The organism is Bradyrhizobium sp. YR681 (assembly GCF_000282615.1).
Classification (GTDB): domain Bacteria; phylum Pseudomonadota; class Alphaproteobacteria; order Rhizobiales; family Xanthobacteraceae; genus Bradyrhizobium.
On sequence record NZ_AKIY01000197.1, the window covers coordinates 25,718 to 31,813 of the forward strand.

General features: G+C 63.9%; 6 protein-coding genes. 2 read left to right on the forward strand and 4 right to left on the reverse strand.

Annotated elements, in window-relative coordinates:
* Positions 1–63: 63 nt before the first annotated feature.
* Positions 64–1,509, reverse strand: coding sequence for a TAXI family TRAP transporter solute-binding subunit (locus PMI42_RS18290; RefSeq protein ID WP_008136751.1), 1,446 nt, complete (start codon positions 1,507–1,509; stop codon positions 64–66).
* Between the two features lie 151 nt (positions 1,510–1,660).
* Here PMI42_RS18290 and PMI42_RS18295 point away from each other — a divergent pair, with 151 nt between their 5' ends.
* Both PMI42_RS18295 and PMI42_RS18300 read left to right on the forward strand, forming a co-directional pair.
* Positions 1,661–1,960 (forward strand): 4a-hydroxytetrahydrobiopterin dehydratase, encoded by a 300-nt coding sequence (locus PMI42_RS18295; RefSeq protein ID WP_008136753.1) that lies wholly within the window; start codon positions 1,661–1,663, stop codon positions 1,958–1,960.
* A gap of 102 nt (positions 1,961–2,062) precedes the next feature.
* Positions 2,063–2,455: a YkvA family protein gene (locus PMI42_RS18300; RefSeq protein WP_008136755.1), complete on the forward strand. Its 393-nt coding sequence runs from the start codon at positions 2,063–2,065 to the stop codon at positions 2,453–2,455.
* A gap of 153 nt (positions 2,456–2,608) precedes the next feature.
* Here PMI42_RS18300 and PMI42_RS18305 read toward each other — a convergent pair whose 3' ends face one another.
* The 3 genes from PMI42_RS18305 to PMI42_RS18315 all read right to left on the reverse strand — a co-directional run bounded on the left by PMI42_RS18305 (position 2,609) and on the right by PMI42_RS18315 (position 5,919).
* Complete coding sequence (locus tag PMI42_RS18305) at positions 2,609–3,766, reverse strand: TAXI family TRAP transporter solute-binding subunit (RefSeq protein ID WP_008136757.1); 1,158 nt, start codon at positions 3,764–3,766, stop codon at positions 2,609–2,611.
* Between the two features lie 18 nt (positions 3,767–3,784).
* Positions 3,785–4,627, reverse strand: a complete 843-nt coding sequence (locus tag PMI42_RS18310) for a hypothetical protein (protein WP_008136758.1) — start codon at positions 4,625–4,627, stop codon at positions 3,785–3,787.
* A 317-nt stretch (positions 4,628–4,944) separates the two neighbouring features.
* The gene (locus PMI42_RS18315) at positions 4,945–5,919 is read right to left on the reverse strand and encodes an NADPH:quinone oxidoreductase family protein (RefSeq protein ID WP_008136760.1); all 975 of its coding nucleotides are present in this window, start codon (positions 5,917–5,919) and stop codon (positions 4,945–4,947) included.
* Between the last annotated feature and the right edge of the window lie 177 nt (positions 5,920–6,096).

Below are 6,096 nucleotides of genomic sequence, written 5' to 3' on the forward strand. Positions count from 1 at the left end.
TCCGGAATGACCAGCAAAGTCTATATTGCCACAATGTGACGGAGCGATTACGCGGGCCGGCGTTTACGCGTTGCCGGCGGCCCTGAACTGCGCGCCTGCGCGTTGCAGGTTCTGCGGCATGCTGAACAGCACCGCCTTGCGGTCGGCGACGGCGACGTGGAACTGGTCGAGCACGATGTTGAACGCGGTGAGCGCGCCCTCTTCGATCGCGCCGTGATCGAAGCAGCGCAGTGTATCGCGCAGGATCTCGTCGGCTTCGGTCTGCATCTGGTCGAGCTCTTCGGTGGTCTCGCTCTTGCGAGCCGCGGCGATCATGTCGAACAGGCGGTCGCGCAAATGGCTGTTGTTGTCGCGCTCGTCCTTCTTGAGGTAGCCCGCGAACCAGGCGCCGATCGAGCCCATCGCCGAGAGCGCCATCAAGGTCCACCAGATGTAATCGCTGTATTTGTCGAGGAAGGTCTTTTCCTCGCCGTCGACGAAGGCGGCGGCGCCCGGATGCACGGGGATCACCGCATCCTTGTCGGTGTCGGGCGTCTCGATCTTCGCTGCCAGCGGGAATTCGGTCACCAATTGCTGGCGTACGGAGAAGAGCTGCCGCGTGAACGCCGCGACCGTCGTTTCCGACAAGCCTTTGCGCGCCACGATGTGGTGCGAGAAGCTGATGGTCTTGACCTCGTCGTCGGGACGATCCGGCGAGCCGCCGAAAGTACCTGCGGGGATCTCCGCGGCTTCATAGACCGGATGGTTCTGCGCGATCGCATCGGCGGAATCGATCGCAAGGAAAGTCGGCGTGCCGGTGTCCTTGGTCGAGGCGGCGATCGCATCCGCCGTGATCTTGCTGTTGACCGGGCCGGCCGCGAGATAGGCGTCGGCCTTCTGGGCCTTGATCGCCTCGGCGGCTTCGTTGGCCGGATACTGAACGATCTCGACCTTGGCGGGGTCGACGCCGTATTGCTGCAGGATCACCTTGAGCAGATTGACGTTGGCCTGGGTGCGGCCGACCACGCCGACGCGATGGCCGGCGAGCTGTGTGATCTTGGTGATCTTGGCGCCCTTCTTCTTGCCTTTGGCGGGCACGGACCACAACACCACGACGTTCTTGCGCAGGGTCGCGACCGCTTGCGCGTTCTTCGGCACGTCGACGTCGCCGCGTACGATGGCGAGATCGGCCTTGCCCTCCGCGAGCAAATCGGCGCTGGCATTGGCGCCGTCGGTCTGGATCGGACGCAGTCTTACGTAGCTCTTGTGCTGCGCGAATCCCTGGGTGAGCGCCTGTATGACCTTGACGTCGTCGCTGTTGGCGGGACCGACCGCGACCTTCAGCAACACCGGCCGCATGGCAAAATAGTAGCCGCCGACGAGCGCGCCGATGATCGCGAGCACCAATGCGAGAGACACAAGCGCCGTCCTGCGCGCCGCGGATCGCGGCGACGTCGGGGCGGGCGTTTCGGCCAGGTTCAATCCCCCGGTCATCGATCTCCCAAACAGGCGCTTGAGGCTCAGTTTCATCTTGGCCGGCGATTTACGCCCGCAATTGTAGCAAATTTCTTGTCCGGCGGGGTTACATCTCCGTCATGGTTAGCGGACGGGCAAATTCCCGGTGAAACCGGACCCCAAGCGCGGTGTTAGGGTAAAGTTCCCCTGAAGGACGGAGGCGATCATGGCTGAGCGGCTGGCGGCGGAGGCGCGCAAGGAGGCGCTGGGCGGTATCCCTGATTGGACCGAGGTTCAGGGCCGCGACGCGATCGGGAAAACCTTTGTCTTCAAGGATTTCAACGAGGCTTTCGGCTTCATGACCCGCGCGGCGCTGGTCGCCGAGAAGATGGATCACCATCCCGAATGGCGTAATGTCTACAAGACCGTGGAGGTGGTGCTGTCGACCCACGACGCTGGCGGCGTCACCAGGCTCGATATCGAGCTCGCCAGGGCGATGAACGCCATCGCCAAGCTGACGGCCTAGCTGACATTTGGCTGACATCTTGCGGCGACCGGACACATCCCCATCTTGTGATCAGCAGGGTATGCGGCGATCCGCCGCTGCTCGCTGAACGGGGAGTTTTGCATGGCTGCCGAACACAGCGTCGGTTTCGAGCCGGCCGATCGGCTCGCGGAAGATCGCGAGAGCGTACGCCGCCGCTTCTGGCGCAAGCTGAAGCGCGTCGCCGCGCATCTGCCGTTCGCGGAAGATCTGCTCGCCGCTTATTATTGTGCCTTCGACCGGCAGACGCCGCGCCACGTCCAGGCGTCGCTGCTGGGCGCGATCGCCTATTTCATCCTGCCGTTCGATTTCGTCCCCGACGTGATGCCGATCCTCGGCTTCACCGACGACGCCGCCGTGCTCGCCACCGCCATCCGCATGGTCGCCGGCCATATCACGAATGAGCACCGCGAAGCCGCGCGTGCGGTGCTGAAGCGCGGGGTGGATGAGGGCGATTCGAAAGCAGAAGCAGCGTAACCGTTACCGCCACGCATTCCGCGGTCATTCCCCGCGAAAGCGGGGAATCCAGTACGCCGCGGCTTTGCGATTCAATCATCGGCGTCACGGCGTACTGGATCCCCCGGTCAAGCCGGGCGATGACACTGAGTGTGTGAAGGCGAGACGCGCCCGCTACTTCTTCACCTCCGCCCGCGCCTTCTCCGCGTCCCATGCCTGGAATTGCCTGAACAGCGTTTCCTTCTCCGCGTCGGATACGTTCGCAGCCGTCGGGCTCTGTTTCAGGAACGCCTCGAAGCGCTGGCGTGTCACCGGCTCCACGCCGTGCCTGTCGAGCCATTGCTGCGCCACCGGCAACCTGTTCCAGCCCGACAGCGGCGCCGCGAGCGAGACTTCCTTCCATTTCGGATGGAACGGCGGGTTCTGCAGCGCGGGGAATTTCGTGAAGAACGCGTCCACGAACAGCGCGAGCTTGCGATAGCGCTCGGTGTTCGGTGCCCAATTATAGGCCGCGAGCACCGCGGGCACCGCGATCGTGTCCACGCTCTCGCCCTCCTTGATCAGGTTCGGATAGTCTTTTGCGGTCAGCGTCGCCGGCAGATAGTCGCTCTGGAGCGGTTTTGCATAATCGACCTTGGCGAGATGGAAGCCGCCGTCATTGCCGAAGGTCGAGACCGACTTGTACGGCTTGCCCCCGACCACGATGACGGCGTCGATTTCGCCGGCCTTCAGCTTCTCCATTGCGATGCGCTGCTCGACATAGACGAATTTCGCCTTGATCCCGAGCCGCTCGAACACAGTGAGGGCAGTGACGAAAGTGCCGCCGTTCGGCAGGTCGACGCTGACTGTCTTGCCTTCGAGATCCTTCAGTGTCGCGACCGATCTCGGCGCGATTACCTGCATCTCCTCGTTGTAGAGTTTTGTCACATAGGTGAACTGCCGCTTGATGTCCTTGGCAAAGCCCTTGCGCTCGAGATAGTCGAGCGTGTCTGCGCGGACGACGCCGAGATCGACGCCTTGCAGGAACAGGATGTCCGCGACGCTCTGCACCGAGCCGCGGCCGACGATCGGCAGCACGCGGATCCTGTTGCCGTCGTCGAGCACGGAGGCGAGATCGGCGCCGAACTGCACATAGGTGCCGCCGATCGTGCCTGTGATCAGCGTGACCGTGTTGGCGTTCAGCGCCTGCTTGGTGGAGGTCGAGCCGAACTGGAAGATGGCTTTCAGGCCGTCCGAGACCTTGGACGGATCGTACTCGGTCTGCTCGGCGCGCGCGGTGGAGGCATAGATCGTCATGATGGCGGCAAGCGCCATTCTCAAAGCGTTACGCATGATGTCCCCTGACGAGTTCTAGTGCGAAGGCTGGGCGAGGCGCTGTCGCGCCTCGCTCGATCCGAGGCTTGCGGCCCGCTGGTACCAGTCACGAGCGGCGGATGCGTCGGCGATGACGCTCCGGGCGTCGCTGGTGCCCAGCACCGCGGGATCATAGGTCTGTGCCAGCAAAAGTGCGGCCGTTGCGTCTTTCGCATTGGCCGCGCGTTCGAGCAGCAGGCGCGCTGCGGCGATGTCGCCGACGCCGATCAGGCTTCTCGCGCGTGTCATCAGTCCTGCCAGCGTGTCGGCGTCGAGCGTCCTGACAGGCTCAGGCGGCGGAGGCTGGACCGCTGCAGGCATCGGCGCAGGTGCCGGCGTTTGGGCTTGCAGCGCAATCTGGTAGGCAGTCGCGATGGCTTCGCGACTTGGCGTTGGCGGCGCGGGGAGATCCTGCCTGTCGGCACTCGCCAGCATGGTGTTGGTCACGCGGGCAGGATCCTTGAGTGGGCGCGCGACCGACGGATTGGCCGGGGCCTCGGTCCGAGGCGCGGCAGTCGGGGCGCCGGCATTCGCGGCGACGAGATTGCGCAGGTCGGACTGAAACAGCACGGCCGGGATCGCCGCGGCGGATATCGCGAGCACGGCAGCGATGATGCGCGGAAGTGCCCTCGTTTTGGGGCGCAAACTCAGCGTCGCGTATTCATTTGGGTCCGGCTCCCCCAGCGGATCGGACAGGAACAATGGCATTGGATCGTCCTGGACGAGTTCGGCGCGGCCGGCGCGCGCGCGGATGTAGGACGCGGTGGGCGGATGTGATGCAGATCGATCGGAGTCGAACGCCCGCGACTCCCTGGACGGACGGTAGGCCGTCGTCTCCATGGTGATGCTCCCCATTCCTGACGCAACGCAGGGGCAGTCCCGGCTTCAGTCTTCTTGGTGTTGTCCAGAAGCGCCCCGCAAACTGGAACCGGTAAATCGCCGTCCGATTCAGCCCAAAAAACGACGGCGGTTTGCGCGAATCGGGAGATATTTGGGTTTGATTACGGCGAGGCGGCGGAATGCACCGCAATTTCCGCAGCGATGGTTGAGGGGATTTTCACCATGCGAAGGCGCACGAAAAAGCCGGCGCAGGTTCAGCGCGCCGGCTTTCTCGCGATGACAATTGTGCAGATGCGGCGACAGTGTCGCCTCCACCCTCACGGATGCAGGATCACCTTGCCCATCGCCTGGCGTCCCGCCAGCACCTTCAGCGCATCGGCGGTCTGGGCCAGCGGGAAGGTGCGGTCGACATGCGATGAAATCTTTCCTTCCGCCGTCCACCTCACGAGCTTCTCGAGATTGGCGCGGTTCTTCTCGGGGTTGAGCCGGGTCCAGGCGCCCCAGAACACGCCGCGGATGTCGCAGCCTTTCAGCAGCGCGAGGTTCAGCGGCATCTTCGGAATGTCGCCGGCGGCAAAGCCGATCACGAGGAAGCGGCCCTCCCAGGCGATCGAGCGCAGCGCCTGTTCGGCATAGGCACCACCAACCGGATCGAAGATGATGTCGACGCCCTTGCCGCCCGTGAGCTTGCGCAGGCCTTCTTTCAGGTCCTCCTTGCCGTAATTCAGCGTCAGCTCGGCGCCATGTGCTTTGGCGAATTCGAGCTTCTCGTCCGACGAGGCGCAGGCGATCACTTTCAGGCCCATCAGCTTGCCAAGCTCGCAGGCGGCAAGGCCGGTGCCGCCGGCGGCGCCCAGCACGGCGAGCGTCTCGCCCGGCTTCGGGCTGGCGCGGTCTTCCAGCGCATGCAGCGCGGTGCCGTAGATGATGATGATGCCGGCCGCGCGGTCATAGTCGAGATTGTCGGGGATCTTCACGATTCCTGCCGCCGGCAGCGCGATCTTCTCGCGCGCGCCATTGTGGCCGCAGGATGCGACGACGCGATCGCCGACTTTCAGATCAGTGACGCCGGCACCGATGCTCTCGATCACGCCCGCGACTTCGGCGGCCGGCGAGAACGGGAACGGCGGCTTGATCTGGTACTTGCCCTGGATCATCAGGATGTCGAAGAAGTTCAGCGCCGCCGCCTTGATCGCGATCACGGCTTCGCCGGGACCCGCCACCGGATCCGGCACGTCGGCGAGCACGAGATCGTCGGGCTGGCAATATTGCGAGCAGAGGATGGCTTTCATGGCGGCACCTTGGGACGTTTCGGGTGGAATTATAGTTGGCTCGTTTCTGCCGGATTTAGCGACGGGCGACAATCCGGTTTCTTTGCCCAAAGCGGGTGCGCAGGCCTATCCTCGCGTCATTGCGAGTGCAGCGAAGCAATTCAGAGTCCGCGCTGCGGAAATAGTCTGGATTGCTTC